Genomic DNA, 16,728 nt, shown 5'->3' with positions numbered 1-16,728 from the left:
GGGTAATTCGGCAAAAGCCCGGGCCAGTATGACTGACCCGGGATTTTCTCAGCCGGCGAGGCTGAGAGGAAAATGTGCTTCCCTGATGTCAGTCATATTCAGAAAAGATCCGGGTCTGGCCCTTGTCGTTGAACATCAGCACTTGATAGTGGTCCCTGCGGTCACCTATCTCCATGCCTGGGGAGCCAACCGGCATTCCAGGCACGCTGAGCCCCCTGGCCTGGGGTGCTTCTGTAATCAGGCGGTGGATGTCGTTGGCCGGCACGTGGCCTTCGATCACGTAGTCACCCACAAACGCGGTGTGGCAACTGGCCAGGGCCGGGGTCAGGCCGGCCTTGATCTTGATCGGATTGAGGTTGTTGGTCTCGGTGACTTCTACCTCGAAACCATTGCCTTCCAGGTGTTTGACCCAGTCCTGGCAGCATCCGCAGGTAGGCGATTTGTAGACATGGATGTTCTGGGCCGCGCCTGCGGCCAGAAGCGGGGTGCTGAACCCCAGAAGGGTGGTCAGGGCGAAACTAAGGGCCTGCTTTTTCATCATGTCTTCCTTTGTGATTTAAACACTAATGATTGCTGTGATCGTGTTCCCGAGCGCCGCCAGTTGAGGGTGACAGCCAGAACCACCAGACGATGGCAGCCATTAACATCACGCCTCCCGCATTGACAAGTAGAGTCTCCATCAGTTCCGCTCCCCTTGGTTTTGCTCTGAAGTTAGACGCTTTTCCCGTTTGTGACTGGTTTTGAACAGCCTCAACCGGTTGGCATTGGATACCACCGTAACCGAGGACAGTGACATGGCGGCGCCGGCCAGGATGGGGCTCATCAGGATACCCCAAACCGGGTAGAGCAGCCCGGCGGCCACTGGAATGCCCAGGCTGTTGTATACAAAGGCCCCGAACAGGTTCTGGTGGATGTTCTTTACCGTGGCGCGGGAGATTTCGATGGCGTCGGGCACACCGTGCAGGGAGCCGCGCATCAGGGTAATGGAGGCGCTTTCGATGGCCACGTCCGTGCCGGTACCGATCGCGAAGCCGACATCGGCTGCCGCCAGGGCCGGGGCGTCGTTGATGCCGTCGCCGACCATGGCCACGGTGTAGCCCATACCGCGCATTTGGCTGACCACTTCCGCTTTGTCTTCCGGCAGGACTTCCGCCCGGTAGTCGTCGATGCCGGCTTTGGCCGAGATCGCTTTCGCGGTCGCGTCGACATCGCCGGTGACCATCATGACCTTTATCCCGGCGCGGTGCAGTCGAGCGATGGCGGCTTTGGAGTCGGGTTTGATGGCGTCGGCGACACCGATGACCCCGAGCACCTGGTGGCCATGAGCCAGAAACAGCGGGGTGCCGGCCTCTTCGGCAATTTCCCGGGCTACCCCGTCCAGACTTGTGAGGTTCAGCCCCTCGGCTTCAAGCCAGCGACGATTGCCGAGGCGCAGAGGCTGGCCTTCAAAATCACCTTTGACACCTTTTCCATTCAGAGCCTCGAAGTCGCTGACCTTGTCAGTTTGTATGCCGTTGGTTTCTGCCTTGCTGAGAATGGCTTCGGCCAGCGGGTGCTCCGAATGTTGTTCGAGACCTGCGGCCAGGCCCAGCAGCTGGTTTTCATCGCCGTTAACGGCATGAACACGGGTGACGGCCGGGTGGCCTTCGGTAATGGTGCCGGTTTTATCCAGAATAACCAGGTCCAGCTTGCCGGCGGTCTGAAGGGCGTCGCCCTGGCGGATCAGCGCACCGTATTCCGCTGCCTTGCCCACACCGACCATGACCGACATGGGGGTAGCAAGACCAAGAGCGCAGGGGCAGGCGATGATCAGTACGGTGGTTGCGGCAACCATCATGTGTACCACGGCGGGTTCCGGCCCGACGTTGTACCAGATTAGGGCGGCTACCACGGCGATCAGCATCACCGTTGGCACGAAAACAGAAGAGATCTTGTCAGCAAGGCGGCCGATCGCCGGTTTGGAGCCCTGGGCCTTTTTGACCAGCCTGATTATCTGGGCCAGCGCTGTTTCACTGCCGACACGGGTGGCTTCGTAGATGATCGAGCCGTGGCTGTTCAGGGTGCCGGCGGAAACCTCATCCCCTTCGCCCTTGCTGACAGGCATCGGCTCACCGGTAAGCATGCTTTCATCGATACGGGTGGAACCTTCCCTGATCAAGCCGTCCACCGGCAGTTTTTCGCCGGGGCGGACGCGAATTCGGTCGCCCTTCCGGACGTCTTCCACGGGAATGTCCCGTTCCTCGCCGTTGCGAAGCACCCGGGCAGTTTTGGCCCGGAGGTCCAGCAGCCGGCGCACCGCTTCCGAGGTTTTACCCTTGGCACGAAGCTCCAGAGCCTGGCCCAGATTGATCAGACCGATAATCATGGCGGAGGCTTCAAAGTACACGTGACGCGCCATCTCCGGCAACGCACCGGGCATGCTCGCGACCACCATGGAGTAGATCCATGCGGTGCCGGTACCAAGGGCAATCAGGGTGTCCATGTTGGCGTTATGGTGCCTGAACGCTTTCCATGCGCCGGTATAAAAATGACCGCCTGTGGCTGCCATGACAATCAGTGTGAGCAAGCCTAACCCAAGCCAGGTGCTCTGATTTGCTCCGGTCACCATCATCGTGCCAAAGCCCATGCCCCAAATCATCAGACCAAGGCCAAGCGACAGACTCACCGCCATCTTTATCAATAGCATCCGGTACTGTTTTCGGTCTTGGGCCTGTTTCTGGTCGTCGGCCTGGTCAGGATCCTTGATTACACTGGCGCCATAGCCGGAACCTTCAACCGCGTCTATCAGCGCCTGAGGATCCGCCTGACCGCTGGCGGTGGCGGTGTTATCGGCCAGGTTCATATGGGCGTGGGTAACTCCCGGCACTGACTTCAACGCTTTCTCGATGGTATTGACGCAGGAGGCACAGGTTGCGCCGGTAACTGATAGCTGAATCTGGTCGCCTTCGGCCGTTGTCGGTTCCGCCTTTTCAGTTGCGGAATCGTGCGGGTGTTCGTGCCCAGACTCCGGTTCAGTCCTGTCGTTGGTTGGTGCCGGGCTACAGCAGCTGGCGCCACCGGTTTCTCCTTTACTGTTTATGGTCTCAGCCGGGTAGCCGGTCTCGGTAACAATGCGTGCTGCTTCGCCGGCATCAATGCCATCCGGCAGAGCCACGGTCTGGTCCTCAAGATTGACCTCTACCAATTCGGTGTCACCGGTCAGGGTTTCCAGGGCATTGCGGATTTTTTTGGCACACCCCTGGCAAGATGCGCCAGAGATATTGAGAGTGGTCTGTAACACCGGTGTATCGCTCATAATAAATTACTCCTCAGCCTGTTTTGCCGGGGTGGTATCGTCCCAGTGTTCAATCAATCGGCAGATGGTGTGACCATCGGGGGTGCCATCCGGCATATCGCGCCACGCGTTGAGGGCACCTTCCATCCGTTCACGCAGCTGCTGAAGCTCGCTGATTTCACGCTCAACTTCGACCAACCGTTGTTCAAATACCTCGCGCACCATTGGGCAAGGCGAATGATGATCGTCAGCCTGATCCAGAATGGCCCGGATCTCAGGCAACGAAAAGCCCAACTGCCGGGCCTTGCGGGCAAAGCGCAGCCGCCGCAGATCGTCGGCATCGAATTGCTGGTAATTGTTGTCCGGATTACGGCTCGGGTTCAGCAAGCCTTCCCGGGTATAAAAACGGACGGTGTCGGGATTCACAGCTGCCGCTTCGGCTATCTCTTTCACTTTCATGGCTCAAACGCCTGATGCGAGGTTGAACGAGTGTTTGGCCCCAGCCAAACACGGACGGCACCCATCCAAGGGCATCTTGAGCATAGAATAAAACCTGTGAGCAACTCACAGGTCAAAGATTTTTTTGAAAGGAAGGTTACTGGCTTTTGGCCCGCAGAAAGGCGCCGCAAGTCTTGCACTGGTCAGGCGCCATCAACTTCGCCTGCCAGCCAATCTTATGGCCACAGGCGGGGCACTTCAGTTTCAGTTGGAGGATAATGATTGGAGTAATCAGCAAGGCAATCACAACACCCAGGGACTCCCAGCTTTCCCCACTGGACAGCCCCAGCTGGCTGCTGAATATCAGGATCACGGTCAGCGCTACGAAAGCGAATATGAAGTAGTTACGGTTCCAGCGCTCCCAGCGCCGGAGTTCACTGTCCTGTTCCGAAGTCAGGTATTTTGCAGCCATAAAATCTCACCCGAAGAATAAAAGCGTAATGGTGGGGCTGGCTGGCCGTTATTACAATCCGGAATCCACGACCGCGCCCGTTAGCAGAAGGCCCTCCGCCAATGCTTTTTCCAGATCTACGACGGGAATCGGCCGACTGATCAGGTAACCCTGAACAATATTGCACCGATGGTTCTTCAGGAAACTCAGTTGCTCCTCGGTTTCCACACCTTCCGCTACGACCTGAATGCCAAGATTGTGGGCAAGATTAATCACTGCACGGGTTATCACCGCATCATCATGGCGTTCAGTGACATCGGTAATGAATGAACGGTCAATTTTCAGCAGATCCACCGGGAAATCCCTCAGGTAACCGAGGGAAGAATAGCCCACACCAAAGTCATCAATGGCCAGGTGCACGCCCAGTTGGCGCAGGCGTGACAGCTGGTTCAGGTTGTGTTCGATGTTCTGGATGAAGATTTCTTCGGTCAGCTCAACTTCCAGACGGTCGGCGGACACATTCTCGGCATCCAGTGCTTCCCGGATATGATCCACCAGACTTTCATCATCGAGCTCACGACCAGACAGATTCACAGCAATGCGCAGATTTTCGTAAGGGGTGCCTTTCCAGCTTGCCAGCTGCTGGCAAGCCGCCATCACCACCCAGCGGCCGATATCGGTAATTCGTCCACTCTCCTCAGCCAGAGGAATGAACTCTACCGGTGACAGCAGGCCCCGACGCGGATGGCGCCAGCGGATAAGTGCCTCGACACTGCGGATCTCGGAGCTGTCCAGATTCAGCTGCGGCTGGTAATAAAGGACAAATTCATTGTTTGCGAGTGCCTGACTCAGGTCCTTGTCCAGTTCCAGCCGCATGACCTCACGCTCCTGCATACCTTCGGTGTAGAACTGGTAGGTGTTGCGGCCCTGATCTTTCGCCCGGTAGAGGGCTATGTCCGCGTTACGCAGAAGGGTGTCAGCATCCAGACCACTTTGCGGGTATACCGCTATTCCCATTGTGGCCGTGACCAGGTGCCCTTCGCCCTGCACTACAAGAGGCTCATCAAAGCACTGTTTGATCTGTCCGAGCAGGTTAATCACATCGTCAATGTTGTCCACATGCTGCTGACAGAGCATGAATTCGTCACCACCTGAATAGGCCACCAGAATTCGTTCGTCGCTCAGAGTGTTCAGGCGCTCGGAGATCTTTATCAGGAGTTCATCACCAAACTGGTGGCCGAGGGAATCGTTAAGCATCTGAAACCGGTCCAGGTCCAGCATGACCAGTGCAACCTGTCGCATCTGGCGGTCAGCAATGTTCAGAGTGTGAGCCAGGTCCTCCATAAAGAATCGACGATTGGCCAGACCCGTCAGGGTATCGGTGGATTCCAGGCGCGCGAGATCCTGTTGAATGCTCTTGCGTTGGTCGATCTCCCGGTCCAGGTCCTTGCGGGTCGTCAGAAGCGCCTGGTTGCGTTTCAGAATAAGCTGGGCGAGCAGGGTTGCCAGGCTGGTCAGCAGGCCCATAAGCAGCAACGAGGCAAACGTCATTGCTGGCCAGTAGCTACGCTGGGTGTCGACCCATTCGACGCCTGGCTTCAGAGTGAGAGACCAGTTCAAGGCGGGCAGTTCGACCGGTTCACTGTGAGAGAACGATGTGCTTATGGTGGCTGAATCGTTGAGTTCATAGCTTGGTACGCCGTCGTTCCGGATCTCGATTCTGAAGGATTCCAGAACCCGGTTTGTCAGCAGTTGCCGCGCCAGGGTTTCCATCCGGAAAACCCCGGCAATGAAACCGTTGTTTTCCTCTCCTGAGCCAATAGGCGCGTATATGACCAGCCCCTTGCCACCCTGGCGCAAATCGATCACACCTGAAATGTCCAAATTGCCTGAACGTCGGGCGATTTCCAGGGCTCTTCGGCGTTCGTCCGAAAAGGCCACGTTAAAACCGATTACATCCTCGTTCCCGGAGTAAGGTTCCAGCCAGCGAATTATAAAATCCTTGTCGATCCACTCGATCGCCTGGTAGACACCGAAATCCTGAAGATAGTGCCGGGCATCGCGGCGCCAGTTTTCCTCGCTGTTCCCGGGGGCTGCCTCCATGCGACCTGCCATGCGCTGGATTGCCTCGGCAAGAATTGCGAATTCGCGTTCGAGGGTATTGGCCAGCGCGCGGGTTTCGTTGGCGAGATTTGCCTTGATCTGGTTGTTGTGCTGTTCAACCAGACCTACCCGGAGGCCTGCGGCCACGGCCAGAAAAACCAGAAAGATCACCACCGGAAAAGCCGGGCTGAGCAGGCCTTTCACAACAATTTTGGTGGGTGATGCAGGTTTTTCCACAGTTTACTCCGCAGTGTGCATTTGAACGGCCCGTTTGCCGACAGTACCGGAGATTATGAAACACTTTCGTCGGGTGCGGCCATCAGTTCTTTAACCCTGCCCAGAAGCGAGAGGCCAAAGGGCATCGTCGGGCAGAGGCGACATTCGGTCAAGGGCTGGGTTCAGGCGGGATGTTAACACTGCATATCCCCGCTTTAATCAGGTCAAGCGGAAGTCTGGCTCGTTGTAGCGTTAAGGCGTTGACAGTCTTTCAGGTTATTTTGGCCGATTATGGCAGACCAGAGCAGGGTATCACCGCCTGCTCGCGAAAGTGTGCACCAGTTCTCATTTTGATCAGTCGGCTCAGGCAGGCACCGGGGAGATGCCAAGACGTGGAATTTCCTGCTTCGGGCAGCGGTCCATGACCACCGTCAGTCCGGCTGCTTCGGCTCTGGCGGCACCGTTCTCGTTGATAACACCAATTTGCATCCAGAGGACAGGTATGTGCAGATCGACAGCTTCATCGATGATGGCGTCAGTGCGCTCAGGTGCCAGGAACAGTTCCACCATGTCCACGGGTTCGGGCAGGGAGGCCAGGTCGGCATAGACGGTTTCTCCCAAGAGTGTTTTGCCCGCGATACGGGGGTTCACGGGGATAACCCGGTAACCCTGTTTCTGCATGAACTCCATGACTTCGTGAGACGGCCGGTTAGTCTTTTCACTGGCGCCCACAAGCGCAATCGTGCGGATGCTTTCGAGAATGACGCGCATCTGTTCCGGGGAGTTGCTAGGCATGGGAGAGGTTTCACCTGAGTTGGTTTATCGATGTGCCTCAAGGCATACGGACACGGATTCTGCGTATCGTAACGCGTGGGGTTTGTCGATTTCCACCTGCGCCCACTGCACCGCCTCGTGCTCCATGACGATGCATAGCACTTCATGGGTCAGGCGCTCCAAAAGGGCAAAACGGTTGCCATCTACATGGTGGATAATCTGCTTGGTAATGGTCCGGTAATTCAGCGCGGCCGAGATTTCGTTTTCGTTGATCGCGTCGGCGGCGTCGTAGGTCAGGCACACGTTGATCAACACGTCCTGCTGGTTGTTGATTTCCTCTTCCTTGATGCCAATGTAGGCTCGCAGTAGAAGATCCTTGATGCGGACCCGGGCCTGATGGTTTCCGGTTACATCTGTCATAGCGCCTCCGTTCTCCGGGTTGGGTCAGCGGTTGTTGCCAATGAGGTTCAGGAACTCAGTGCGTGTCGCCTGGGACTTGCGGAACTGTCCCAGCATCATCGACGTTTTCATCCGTGAGTTCTGCTTTTCCACGCCTCGCATCATCATGCACATGTGCTGGGCCTCAATGACCACAGCAACACCCTTGGCGCCGGTAACGCTTTCGATAGCTTCGGCAATCTGGCGCGTCAGGTTTTCCTGGATCTGCAGGCGGCGGGCGTACATATCTACGATGCGGGCAAACTTGGACAGGCCCAGGACCCGGCCCTGGGGCAGGTAGGCGATGTGACACTTGCCGATAAACGGCAGCATGTGATGTTCGCACATGCTGTAAAGCTCGATGTCCTGAACCACCACCATCTCATCCATGGCAGATTCGAAGACGGCATTGTTTACCAGATCGTCCAGGCTTTGCTGGTAACCCTGGGTCAGGAATTGCATCGCCTTGGCGGCGCGCATTGGGGTGTCTTGCAGACCTTCGCGGCTGGTGTCTTCACCGAGCCCATTAATAATGGCGCTGTAATGCCCCGCAAGGTCGTCAAGGTGTTTGGTCATAGTCAGTTCCGGTTTGCTGTGTCGTACGAGGGCCAAAGCTTAAGTCAATTTATCCGTTATCTCCACGCTTTACGCTGGCGGGACGGGAAAAGACCACTTTCGCTTCAACTGCGTGCATGCCGTGGTGTAAGGCTATGGTAGCTGAACCCGGATTGTTTTAAAGTTTGAGGGTCTGAAAGACACCGGGGATAGCGCATGGAACAGGTGATAGCCTCCGCCGATACAACGGACGGGGTGTACAGCCTTGAAGGATGGCAGCATGGAGGCAAGTGGTTCAGTTATGAGGGGCATGCGATCTTCAGCCGCATGGCGGGCCATGGTGAACCACTGGTTCTGATCCATGGATTTCCAACAGCCAGTTGGGACTGGAGCAGGGTCTGGCCAATGCTTGTTCAGCAACACAGTGTGCTGACGCTCGACATGCTTGGCTTTGGGTTTTCAGACAAGCCCATGGCTTATCCGTATAGCATCGAAGATCAGGCGGATCTCCTTCAGGGCTGGATCGAGGGCCTTGGCTTGGGAACCGTGCATTTTATGGCGCATGATTATGGGTGCAGTGTGGGCCAGGAACTCCTTGCCAGAGAGCAGGAGGGGGTACTGCAATTTCATATAGCCAGTGCCTGCTTCCTGAACGGAGCCCTGTTTCCGGAAGTCCATAATCCGTTGCTGATCCAGAAGCTCCTGCGAAGTCGGCTGGGTGGCCTGATCAGTCGGGGCCTCAGCCGCCGGGCCTTCGAGCGGAATTTCCGTCGTCTTTTCGGTAGCCAGAACCCGCCGGATCGACAGGATATGGAAGATTTCTGGCACCTGCTTACCTACAACAATGGCCGGGGTATTCTTCATCACCTGATTCAGTTCATGGAGGAGCGACGTTGCCACCGTAATCGCTGGGTAGGGGCCCTGCAGAAAGCCCGTCAGCCGATGCGGCTGATTTCCGGAACCGCGGATCCGGTGTCCGGGGCTGCCATGGCCCGACGTTACCGGGAGCTGATTCCAGAGCCGGATGTGGTGAGCCTCAGAAACGTTGGACACTATCCGCATTTTGAATGTCCATGGGATGTTTTCAGTGCCTATCGCGATTTCAGAAAAGGGATGCAGTGATTCCGGGCCTTCGGCATCTGCCGGAGGTCAGTTGGTTTCCTGGTCGGTTAGCTGGTCAGATCCCTGCTGATTGATGGGCACCGGGCGGGCAGCGTTTACCACCTGATTCCGCCCCCGGGATTTGGCCTCATAAAGTGCCTGATCCGCACGGTTCAGCCAGACGGACCAGGTTTCTCCCTGGCATACCTCTGCCACACTGGCGCTTGCCGTCATCTTTATATCTTCCAGAAACGGCCGGGAGCTGATGCTGGTCAATAACTGGTGAGCAAGGTTATCAGCATCTTTCTGGCGGGTTTCTGGCAGCACGATCATGAACTCCTCCCCGCCAATGCGAAACAGCTGATCGCTCTCCCTCAGCCGCTTGCGCATCCGCAGGGACATTTCCTTGAGTACCCTGTCACCGGCCAGGTGGCCCCATTGGTCATTAATGGTCTTGAAAAAATCCAGATCCAACAGTATCAGGCTGGAAACCCGCTCGTACCTTTCCCGCATCTGGATCTGGCTGTTGAGAATGTCGGCCAGCTGAGAACGGTTGAGACAACCGGTCAAAGGATCGGTTGTTGCGAGTCGTGTCAGTTCCCCCTGGAGCCTGCCCACCAGCCAGGCAAAAATCATCGCGAACAGGCATGTCAGTCCGAGAGAAAAGGTGATACGCCAGAAATCGGCTTCGGCAAACTTGATGAACGAAACCATCGACATGACAGCAACGAAAACGATATTGCTGGCGATGGCTTCGCGCAGGGGCAGTAGGAAAAACAGGGCAGTGGCTGCAGGATAAGCCCAATAGAGACCGGCGTGTCCGTTAATACTGGTGGAATAGGCGGCCGATACCACCGCCAGAAGAGGAAACAGGCGGCCCTTGAGGAAATAGGTGCTACGGAATCGGAGAAAGGCAATGACCAGCAGAGCATTCAGGCAGAACAGGATCAGAATACTGGAAAGAAGGTAGTGATCCTGTCTCCATTGAACCAGTACCAAGGGAGCAACGGCAACGAAGGCCCAGAAATGAAGGTGGTATACCAGTTGCCTTTTGAAACCCAGAACTGCGAGAGTCGGGTTGGTCGCCAGCGAATTGGGTAAGGCAAAAACATTCACAGCAAGCTCCTGCTGTCTAGGAAAATCAGTCCGCTTCCGGTTACAGACCGCCTGGAAGTCTAGCATGGCCCGCCCCTTAATGAAGCATATGGCGATACTTATAACCACCATTAGTTTGGTTCAGTTGGCTGCTGCCTGTCCACTTGGTTAGAATCCACAGGACTTTTCAACGGAGCTGAGTATGACTGCCATCCATTCCCGCGCGCCGGTACTCACAATTCGCGCCGGGCAACGTGCGATGCAACGGCTGAAAGACAAGCCACTGACCCCCGACGATGTTCATGTGATCCCGGGTGCCGCCGGTGGGCCAAAGGCTTTGGGGATCAGTGGACTGGACAAGGCCATCTTTGGCGACTGGTTGCCGGGGGTAGAGCAGGAACGCACTCTGATAGGCTCCTCGATCGGCAGTTGGCGGTTTGCTGCGGTTGCCTCTTCGAACGATCCGAAGACCCAGCTCGCCAGGCTGGCTGAGCTTTATACCGCGCAGCGTTTCGCCAAGGGTGTCAGCCCGGCGGAAGTCAGTCGCAAAAGCGTTCTGTTCCTGGAGGAGTTGCTGGGTGGTCACGAAGACTATCTCCTCAATCACCCCTGGTATCGCCTCAACATCGTGGTTGTCCGCAGCCTGGGGATGCTTGAGCATGACACCAGGGGCCGGTTAGGTCTTGGTCTGATGAATGCCATCAGTGCCAACATGGTCAGCCGCCGCCATCTTGGCCGTTTTATGGAGCGTGGCATCATTCACGATGCCCGACTGAAAGCACCGGTATCGAAACTGGTGGATTTCCCGAGCCACGAAGTGGCACTGACACGGGAAAACCTGATGCCAGCGTTACTCGCTTCAGCATCCATACCGATGGTCATGTCCGGTGTGCGCAATATTCCCGGCGCTCCGGAAGGCGTATATCGGGACGGGGGGCTGCTCGACTATCACCTGGACCTGCCTTATGAGCAGCCGGGGATCATCCTGTACCCGCACTTCACGGATAAAGTGGTACCCGGATGGTTTGATAAGACCCTGCCCTGGCGCCGCGGTGATGCAACCCGTTTGCAGGATGTTCTGCTGATTGCGCCTTCCAGGGAGTACCTGGACACCCTGCCCGATCGCAAGCTGCCGGATCGGAAAGATTTTGAGAAATATGTGGGCGATAACACTGGCCGGGAGCGTTCCTGGCGCAGGGCCATCGCGGAAAGCGACCGTCTGGGTGATGAGTTTCTGGAGCTGACTGAAACCGGGAAGCTGATGGACGCTATCAGGCCGCTCTGATGGTCAGGCCGGTGCCGTCCGCTGGTCCGGTAACCAGGCGGCAAATAGCGCAGCCAGTGTGATCAGCCCGGAAGAAACCCATAAACAGGCGCCCAGACCGTAAGCCTGATAAACCCAGCCGGACAGGATGGTCCCCAGCAGTCGGCCGGCGGCATTGGACATATAGTAGAAACCGACATCCAGGGAGGCCCCATCTTCCCTGGCGTAGCTGACAATCAGGTAACTGTGCAGGGATGAGTTGATGGCGAATAGCACGCCAAACAGTAAAAGCCCTCCAACGATTGCCAGTTGCGGAGCTATCCCTGCCATCAGGCCAGTAGCAATAACGGCGGGAACGAGTGCCAGGAGTCCTGCCCACAGGACCACAGGTTTTTTGTCCTCGGGATTCCCGGTCAGTCTCGGCGCAATGGTCTGGATGAAGCCATAGCCGATGACCCAGGTGGCCATGAAACCACCGACTTTCCAGAAATCCCAACCGAAGACTGTGTGCAGATAAACGGGCAAGGCCACCACGAACCAGACATCCCGGGCACCGAACAGAAATAACCGGGCTGCTGAAAGCACATTGATGGCCCGGTTCTTTGAGAGAATCTCTGTAAACTTCGGTTTGGCCTTGCTCTTGCCGAGCTCCTGTGTGAGCAGAAACAGGCTGCTGAGCCAAACCAGCAACAAGGCTGACGCCATCAAAACCACTGCGCCCCTGAAGCCTGCAGTCATCAGCAGCAGGCCGCCCAGGAAGAACCCGACCCCTTTCAGGGTATTCTTGGATCCTGTGAGCAGGGCGACCCATTTGTAGAGCTTGCCCTGGTTGGCGTCCGAAACCAGCAGTTTGATGCCGGTTTTGGCGGACATCTTGTTAAGGTCCTTGGCGATGCCGGACAGTGCCTGAGCCGCCATGACCCAGGGTACGGTAAGCGCAGAGGCTGGCACTGCGAGCATGGCCAGGGCCAGGACCTGAAGGGCGAGGCCCAGATTCATGGTCCTGTTGAGGCCGATTCGGGCACCCAGATAACCACCGACCAGGTTGGTGACGACCCCGAAGAACTCGTAAAACAGAAACAGCATTGCGATTTCCAGCGGTGAATAGCCGAGCTGGTGGAAGTGCAGCACCACCAGCATCCGCAACGCGCCGTCAGTCAGGGTAAATGCCCAGTAATTGCCGGTGATAACCAGGTACTGGCGCAATGCTGTGTTCATATCAGGCCGAGCCCACCTTGAGCATCAGTTCGGCGGTCCGGTTCGCGTAACCCCATTCATTGTCGTACCAGGCATAGAGTTTTACCTGGGTACCATTCACCACCAGGGTGGACAGGGCGTCAACAATTGAGGAGCGGGGATCGGTCTTGTAGTCAATGGAGACCAGTGGTCGTTCTTCATAACCCAGTATGCCTTTCAGTTCGCCTTCGGCGGCCTCTTTCAGGAGCGTATTGACGGTGTCACGGTCAGTGGCCTGTTCCACTTCGAAGACGCAGTCGGTCAGTGAGGCATTGGTCAGGGGAACACGGACCGCGTGGCCATCCAGCCGGCCTTTGAGTTCCGGAAATATTTCGATGATGGCTGTGGCGGAACCGGTGCTGGTGGGTATCAGGGAGCTGCCGCAGGCCCGGGCCCGCCGCAAGTCCTTGTGGGGCGCATCTATGATGGTCTGGGTGTTGGTCAGACTGTGGATGGTGGTGATCGAACCATGTTTGATGCCCAGTTTTTCATGAATCACTTTCACGACCGGGGCGAGGCAATTGGTTGTGCAAGACGCGGCTGTCACGATCCTGTCTGTGGCCGGGTCGAAACTATCGTCATTGACGCCGAGCACAATGTTTTTGGCGCCGTTCTCCTTTACCGGGGCCGTAACAACCACGCGCTTGACGCCCTGATCAAGATAGGCCTGCAGTACACTGACTGTCTTCATTTTACCGCTGGCTTCGATGACCACGTCGCAGCCCGACCAGTCGGTTTCCCCGATTGTCTTGTTGTGGGTCACGCGGATCCGGCTGTCATCAATGACCATGTCAGTCCCTTCAAAACCGGCCTCGTGGTTCCAGCGGCCATGGATACTGTCGAAGGTCAGCAGGTGCGCCAGGGTGGCGGCGTCGGCCCCCGGATCGTTGATGACAACGAATTCAACTTCCGGCCAGTCCCACGCCACTCGCAGGGCCAGACGGCCAATGCGGCCAAATCCATTGATGCCTACCTTTATCTTGCTCATGATGCACTCCTTTGATCAGGTTTCGGCCGGGCCTGCAGGAAACCAGTGTCTTGTCCGATTCGCAAAAGCGACCAGAGACAACATGACCGGGACTTCCACCAATACCCCGACCACCGTTGCCAGGGCGGCTCCTGAGGTCAGCCCGAACAGACTGATCGCAACTGCGACCGCCAGTTCAAAAAAATTAGAGGTGCCGATCAGTCCGGCCGGTGCCGCCACATTGTGGGGCAGCTGCATTTTTCTCGCGATGAAGTAGGCGAGAAAGAAGATACCGTAACTCTGGATCAGCAGGGGAATGGCAATCAGTCCAATGGCAAGGGGATTGTCCAGAATCCGGTCTGCCTGCAGTCCGAACAACAGTGTTACGGTCGCCAAAAGACCCAGTACGGTTGTTGGTTTGCTATGCTGCAGCCAGCTATCGAGCCTTGCAGTGCCCTTTCGGAGCAGCTGCCGTCGAGTCACGATGCCTGCGATCAACGGTGCCACTACATACAGCAGAACCGAGAGCAACAGGGTTTCCCAGGGCACGGTAATGGAGGAGAGCCCCAGCAGAAAGGCCGCCAGGGGGGCAAAGGCGAATATCATGATGATATCGTTGACGGACACCTGTACCAGCGTATAGCCGGAATCGCCTTTGGTCAGATGACTCCAGACGAATACCATGGCGGTGCAGGGAGCGACGCCCAGCAGGACCATCCCGGCGATGTATTCGGTAGCCGTGACCGGATCCACCAGCTCGGCGAACAGGACCTTGAAGAACAGCCAGCCCAGAGCGGCCATGGTGAACGGTTTGACCAGCCAGTTGATAATCAGAGTCAGCACCAGCCCCTGTGGTTTTCGGCCCACGTTTTTGATGGCCAGAAAATCCACCTGGACCATCATCGGGTAGATCATCGCCCAGATAAAGACCGCGACCACCAGGTTTACATGGGCATAGGTGAAGCCGGCGACCGCTTCAAACACACCGGGCATCGCAGTGCCGGCAACAATCCCCAGGACAATGGCCAGGGCGACCCAAAGGCTCAAATAACGTTCAAATAATCCCATTTATGCGCAATCCGTTTTCATGGGGCGATCTGGCATGTTGGCCAGTCGCTGCATTTCGGCGTTGAGGTTTTTACGATTTGGCTCTGCTGCTTCGTCGATGACCCGAATCACCCAGTCAGGCAACTGAGGGTGAAGCTGATAGTAAATCCACTGCCCCCGGCGTTCTCCCTCCAGCAATCCGGCATCCCGCAGCGTCGAGAGGTGGCGGCTGACTTTGGGCTGAGCGACATCAAGGGCGGTCGTCAGCTCGCAAACACACAGCTCCTGTTGCGCTCGAATCAGCAATACCATCGCCAGACGGCTGGGATCGCCCAAGGCCTTGAATACAGCGACCGGCTGATGGTGATTGACTGGGCACATGTACTGGTCTCATATATTCGGAAAAACGCATATAAACATAGGCGAATGTCCCTTTCGTGACAAGGTGTCTGCTGAGAATTGTCTATACTGCTGACGTCATTGCGAAGAAAGGCACTGGGGAGGTTTGATGAGTGATGAGAAAGCCCGTGTGGCAAGCACGACGCCGTATTCTGTCCTGGTCGAAGGTGGCAAGAACTATTTCTGGTGTGCCTGCGGCCGAAGCCAGAGTCAGCCGTTCTGCGACGGCTCCCACAAAGGCACGGGGTTTGGCCCGGTAAAGTACACCGCGGAGAAAAAGGAATGGGTCTGGTTTTGTGGCTGCAAGCAGACAGCCTCGGCTCCGCTGTGTGACGGCACCCATAAGTCCTTAGCCGGCAAGGATGGCGGGAGCGGGTAGCGCGCTGAGCCGATAACCGATAAGCCCGTGGAGCGTGTCCCTCAGGGCCCGGACACGGAGTATCACTGGAACCTGGGTATCTGTATTTCGATGTAATAGTGGCAGGTCGATTCGCTGGATAGTGTAGTCCGTTCTGGATGCATTCAGCGCCAGCCTGAAATTTTCCCGGGAAGACGGTGCTACCAGGATCTCGAATGGCTGGTCGATCATATCTGTTGGAGCCAGGTCCAGCGTATCGGCGATCTGGGGCGAGATGAACCCGATTTTCCCGTACTCGTCCAGCTCACAAATCATCGCGCCGGACAGGGCGACAAGGTCCCTGCTGCGTAGTTCGCTGTCATTCAGTGCCTGGCGGAGTATCGTTTTTTCGACCTGAAGATTGTTGATTTGCTTGTCTGAACCTGCCTGGCGCCGATCAAGATCAATGACCTGCAATGACTGTATGTACAGCCGCCGGCACAGGACCAGGGTCAGTAGGGTCGCCAGGGCAGAAAGCGCCAGGCCCGTGGTCCAGACGGTTATTCGTGCCTGATAGGCGGCTTCCTCAAGTAACCGGGAGGAGGGTACTGTTGTCAGCATCCAGCGCACATCGCCGGGATTCACTTTGGTACGAAGGGCGAGTGCTGGATTGATGGCGCCGTTAGCGTGAATTTCAAGCAGTGGCTTTTTCGTGTGCCGGTCAAGCGTGTCGATACGCAGGCCGATGGTTGGCGGCAGGGCCTCCTCGAACAGAGACGGCAACCAGTCCAGAGAGGGGCTCTTTTCAGAAGTCATGGCCGGGGCTCGGGCAAGAAGCAGGTTGACGAGCGCCTGGTGCTGGGCATGGTAACGGGCTTGGGCCAGATCCCTGGCCCGGTTGGATTCGATGCTGGCGGCCATGCCTGTTGCGATCAGGCCGGAAAGAAGGATAACCAATGGCACCCATAAGCCGGGCCATAACACTGGTTTCCACGGCACAAGGAGTTTTGAGCTTTCCATGCAAGCCTACCCT

Annotated in this window: 17 protein-coding genes; 3 read left to right on the top strand and 14 right to left on the bottom strand. The window is 56.8% G+C overall.

Annotated features, from left to right (window positions below):
* Positions 1-88: 88 nt before the first annotated feature.
* The 8 genes from KFJ24_RS14470 to folE form a co-directional block, all read right to left on the bottom strand.
* Positions 89-538, bottom strand: coding sequence for a DUF411 domain-containing protein (locus tag KFJ24_RS14470; RefSeq protein WP_250831794.1), 450 nt, complete (start codon positions 536-538; stop codon positions 89-91).
* A gap of 141 nt (positions 539-679) precedes the next feature.
* Entirely contained in the window at positions 680-3,295 is a 2,616-nt protein-coding gene (locus tag KFJ24_RS14465) for a heavy metal translocating P-type ATPase (RefSeq protein WP_250831793.1), read from the bottom strand.
* Between the two features lie 6 nt (positions 3,296-3,301).
* A complete protein-coding gene (locus KFJ24_RS14460) occupies positions 3,302-3,733 on the bottom strand; it encodes a MerR family transcriptional regulator (RefSeq protein WP_250831792.1) in 432 nt (143 codons plus the stop codon).
* A 136-nt stretch (positions 3,734-3,869) separates the two neighbouring features.
* On the bottom strand, positions 3,870-4,184 hold the full coding sequence (locus KFJ24_RS14455) for a hypothetical protein (RefSeq protein WP_250831791.1): 315 nt from the start codon (positions 4,182-4,184) through the stop codon (positions 3,870-3,872).
* A gap of 51 nt (positions 4,185-4,235) precedes the next feature.
* A complete protein-coding gene (locus KFJ24_RS14450; protein ID WP_250831790.1) occupies positions 4,236-6,503 on the bottom strand; it encodes a putative bifunctional diguanylate cyclase/phosphodiesterase in 2,268 nt (755 codons plus the stop codon).
* A gap of 342 nt (positions 6,504-6,845) precedes the next feature.
* Positions 6,846-7,277: a CoA-binding protein gene (locus KFJ24_RS14445; protein WP_250831789.1), complete on the bottom strand. Its 432-nt coding sequence runs from the start codon at positions 7,275-7,277 to the stop codon at positions 6,846-6,848.
* A 24-nt stretch (positions 7,278-7,301) separates the two neighbouring features.
* Positions 7,302-7,676, bottom strand: coding sequence for a dihydroneopterin triphosphate 2'-epimerase (folX, locus tag KFJ24_RS14440; protein ID WP_250831788.1), 375 nt, complete (start codon positions 7,674-7,676; stop codon positions 7,302-7,304).
* A 24-nt stretch (positions 7,677-7,700) separates the two neighbouring features.
* Complete coding sequence (gene folE / locus KFJ24_RS14435) at positions 7,701-8,270, bottom strand: GTP cyclohydrolase I FolE (RefSeq protein WP_250831787.1); 570 nt, start codon at positions 8,268-8,270, stop codon at positions 7,701-7,703.
* Between the two features lie 195 nt (positions 8,271-8,465).
* Between folE and KFJ24_RS14430 the strand changes: the two genes are divergently transcribed.
* Positions 8,466-9,371 (top strand): alpha/beta fold hydrolase, encoded by a 906-nt coding sequence (locus tag KFJ24_RS14430; protein ID WP_250831786.1) that lies wholly within the window; start codon positions 8,466-8,468, stop codon positions 9,369-9,371.
* Positions 9,372-9,398: 27 nt separating this feature from the next.
* On the opposite strand, the gene KFJ24_RS14425 is transcribed toward KFJ24_RS14430, so the two are convergent.
* The gene (locus tag KFJ24_RS14425; protein WP_250831785.1) at positions 9,399-10,466 is read right to left on the bottom strand and encodes a GGDEF domain-containing protein; all 1,068 of its coding nucleotides are present in this window, start codon (positions 10,464-10,466) and stop codon (positions 9,399-9,401) included.
* Between the two features lie 181 nt (positions 10,467-10,647).
* Here KFJ24_RS14425 and KFJ24_RS14420 point away from each other — a divergent pair, with 181 nt between their 5' ends.
* Positions 10,648-11,730, top strand: a complete 1,083-nt coding sequence (locus tag KFJ24_RS14420; RefSeq protein ID WP_250831784.1) for a patatin-like phospholipase family protein — start codon at positions 10,648-10,650, stop codon at positions 11,728-11,730.
* Positions 11,731-11,733: 3 nt separating this feature from the next.
* Here KFJ24_RS14420 and arsJ read toward each other — a convergent pair whose 3' ends face one another.
* From arsJ to KFJ24_RS14400, 4 genes are read right to left on the bottom strand one after another with little or no spacing between them, the layout of a single operon-like run.
* Positions 11,734-12,927: an organoarsenical effux MFS transporter ArsJ gene (gene arsJ, locus KFJ24_RS14415; RefSeq protein WP_250831783.1), complete on the bottom strand. Its 1,194-nt coding sequence runs from the start codon at positions 12,925-12,927 to the stop codon at positions 11,734-11,736.
* A gap of 1 nt (position 12,928) precedes the next feature.
* Entirely contained in the window at positions 12,929-13,933 is a 1,005-nt protein-coding gene (locus KFJ24_RS14410) for an ArsJ-associated glyceraldehyde-3-phosphate dehydrogenase (protein WP_250831782.1), read from the bottom strand.
* Positions 13,934-13,948: 15 nt separating this feature from the next.
* Positions 13,949-14,980, bottom strand: coding sequence for an ACR3 family arsenite efflux transporter (arsB, locus tag KFJ24_RS14405; RefSeq protein WP_250831781.1), 1,032 nt, complete (start codon positions 14,978-14,980; stop codon positions 13,949-13,951).
* On the bottom strand, positions 14,981-15,340 hold the full coding sequence (locus tag KFJ24_RS14400; protein WP_250831780.1) for a metalloregulator ArsR/SmtB family transcription factor: 360 nt from the start codon (positions 15,338-15,340) through the stop codon (positions 14,981-14,983).
* 127 nt (positions 15,341-15,467) lie between these two features.
* Between KFJ24_RS14400 and KFJ24_RS14395 the strand changes: the two genes are divergently transcribed.
* Complete coding sequence (locus tag KFJ24_RS14395; protein WP_250831779.1) at positions 15,468-15,737, top strand: CDGSH iron-sulfur domain-containing protein; 270 nt, start codon at positions 15,468-15,470, stop codon at positions 15,735-15,737.
* Here KFJ24_RS14395 and KFJ24_RS14390 read toward each other — a convergent pair.
* On the bottom strand, positions 15,708-16,715 hold the full coding sequence (locus KFJ24_RS14390; protein WP_250831778.1) for a PAS domain-containing protein: 1,008 nt from the start codon (positions 16,713-16,715) through the stop codon (positions 15,708-15,710). The two genes, KFJ24_RS14395 and KFJ24_RS14390, sit on opposite strands and share 30 nt — an antisense overlap.
* Positions 16,716-16,728: the final 13 nt, after the last annotated feature.

The sequence above is a fragment of the Marinobacter sediminum genome (assembly GCF_023657445.1).
Taxonomy (GTDB): domain Bacteria; phylum Pseudomonadota; class Gammaproteobacteria; order Pseudomonadales; family Oleiphilaceae; genus Marinobacter; species Marinobacter sediminum_A.
This window is presented reverse-complemented; position numbering and strand designations above follow the sequence as displayed.

What these genes read in the sequence shown, in the direction of transcription:
- KFJ24_RS14470 (WP_250831794.1), bottom strand. Translation starts at nt 538, where the DNA reads ATGAAAAAGCAGGCCCTTAGTTTCGCCCTGACCACCCTTCTGGGGTTC.
- KFJ24_RS14465 (WP_250831793.1), bottom strand. Translation starts at nt 3,295, where the DNA reads ATGAGCGATACACCGGTGTTACAGACCACTCTCAATATCTCTGGCGCA.
- KFJ24_RS14460 (WP_250831792.1), bottom strand. Translation starts at nt 3,733, where the DNA reads ATGAAAGTGAAAGAGATAGCCGAAGCGGCAGCTGTGAATCCCGACACC.
- KFJ24_RS14455 (WP_250831791.1), bottom strand. Translation starts at nt 4,184, where the DNA reads ATGGCTGCAAAATACCTGACTTCGGAACAGGACAGTGAACTCCGGCGC.
- KFJ24_RS14445 (WP_250831789.1), bottom strand. Translation starts at nt 7,277, where the DNA reads ATGCCTAGCAACTCCCCGGAACAGATGCGCGTCATTCTCGAAAGCATC.
- folX (WP_250831788.1), bottom strand. Translation starts at nt 7,676, where the DNA reads ATGACAGATGTAACCGGAAACCATCAGGCCCGGGTCCGCATCAAGGAT.
- folE (WP_250831787.1), bottom strand. Translation starts at nt 8,270, where the DNA reads ATGACCAAACACCTTGACGACCTTGCGGGGCATTACAGCGCCATTATT.
- KFJ24_RS14430 (WP_250831786.1), top strand. Translation starts at nt 8,466, where the DNA reads ATGGAACAGGTGATAGCCTCCGCCGATACAACGGACGGGGTGTACAGC.
- KFJ24_RS14420 (WP_250831784.1), top strand. Translation starts at nt 10,648, where the DNA reads ATGACTGCCATCCATTCCCGCGCGCCGGTACTCACAATTCGCGCCGGG.
- arsJ (WP_250831783.1), bottom strand. Translation starts at nt 12,927, where the DNA reads ATGAACACAGCATTGCGCCAGTACCTGGTTATCACCGGCAATTACTGG.
- KFJ24_RS14410 (WP_250831782.1), bottom strand. Translation starts at nt 13,933, where the DNA reads ATGAGCAAGATAAAGGTAGGCATCAATGGATTTGGCCGCATTGGCCGT.
- arsB (WP_250831781.1), bottom strand. Translation starts at nt 14,980, where the DNA reads ATGGGATTATTTGAACGTTATTTGAGCCTTTGGGTCGCCCTGGCCATT.
- KFJ24_RS14400 (WP_250831780.1), bottom strand. Translation starts at nt 15,340, where the DNA reads ATGTGCCCAGTCAATCACCATCAGCCGGTCGCTGTATTCAAGGCCTTG.
- KFJ24_RS14395 (WP_250831779.1), top strand. Translation starts at nt 15,468, where the DNA reads ATGAGTGATGAGAAAGCCCGTGTGGCAAGCACGACGCCGTATTCTGTC.
- KFJ24_RS14390 (WP_250831778.1), bottom strand. Translation starts at nt 16,715, where the DNA reads ATGGAAAGCTCAAAACTCCTTGTGCCGTGGAAACCAGTGTTATGGCCC.